Below are 1,346 nucleotides of genomic sequence, written 5' to 3' on the forward strand. Positions count from 1 at the left end.
CGAGTTTCATGGCGGCCCGTACCCTAAACCGACTCAGGTGGTCAGGTAGAGAATACCGAGGCGTTCGGGTGAACTATGGTTAAGGAACTCGGCAAAATGCCCCCGTAACTTCGGGAGAAGGGGGGCCATTCCTGGTGATGAGTTTTGCACTCTGAGCTGGGGGTGGCCGCAGAGACCAGCGAGAAGCGACTGTTTACTAAAAACACAGGTCCGTGCGAAGCCGTAAGGCGATGTATACGGACTGACGCCTGCCCGGTGCTGGAACGTTAAGGGGACCGGTTAGTCATTCTTCGGGGTGGCGAAGCTGAGAACTTAAGCGCCAGTAAACGGCGGTGGTAACTATAACCATCCTAAGGTAGCGAAATTCCTTGTCGGGTAAGTTCCGACCTGCACGAATGGCGTAACGACTTCTCGACTGTCTCAACCATAGGCCCGGTGAAATTGCACTACGAGTAAAGATGCTCGTTTCGCGCAGCAGGACGGAAAGACCCCGGGACCTTTACTATAGTTTGATATTGGTGTTCGGTTCGGCTTGTGTAGGATAGGTGGGAGACTTTGAAGCTTGGACGCCAGTTCAGGTGGAGTCGCCGTTGAAATACCACTCTGGTCGTGCTGGATGTCTAACCTGGGTCCGTGATCCGGATCAGGGACAGTGTCTGATGGGTAGTTTAACTGGGGCGGTTGCCTCCTAAAGAGTAACGGAGGCGCCCAAAGGTTCCCTCAGCCTGGTTGGTAATCAGGTGTTGAGTGTAAGTGCACAAGGGAGCTTGACTGTGAGACCGACGGGTCGAGCAGGGACGAAAGTCGGGACTAGTGATCCGGCGGTGGCTTGTGGAAGCGCCGTCGCTCAACGGATAAAAGGTACCCCGGGGATAACAGGCTGATCTTCCCCAAGAGTCCATATCGACGGGATGGTTTGGCACCTCGATGTCGGCTCGTCGCATCCTGGGGCTGGAGTCGGTCCCAAGGGTTGGGCTGTTCGCCCATTAAAGCGGTACGCGAGCTGGGTTTAGAACGTCGTGAGACAGTTCGGTCCCTATCCGCTGCGCGCGCAGGAGTCTTGAGAAGGGCTGTCCCTAGTACGAGAGGACCGGGACGGACGAACCTCTGGTGTGCCAGTTGTTCTGCCAAGGGCATGGCTGGTTGGCTACGTTCGGAAAGGATAACCGCTGAAAGCATCTAAGCGGGAAGCCTGCTTCGAGATGAGGACTCCCACCCCCATGAGGGGTTAAGGCTCCCAGGAGACTACTGGGTTGATAGGCCAGATGTGGAAGACCGGTAACGGTTGGAGCTGACTGGTACTAATAGGCCGAGGGCTTGTCCTCAGTTGCTCGCGTCCACTGTGT

Annotated in this window: 1 rRNA gene; it reads left to right on the forward strand. The window is 56.1% G+C overall.

Going from position 1 to position 1,346, the window contains the following annotated elements:
• Positions 1–1,325, forward strand: a 23S ribosomal RNA gene (locus ACFXPK_RS32925); the annotation flags it as partial.
• Positions 1,326–1,346 lie beyond the last annotated feature (21 nt).

The sequence above is a fragment of the Streptomyces sp. NPDC059142 genome, from assembly GCF_042755665.1.
Classification (GTDB): domain Bacteria; phylum Actinomycetota; class Actinomycetes; order Streptomycetales; family Streptomycetaceae; genus Streptomyces.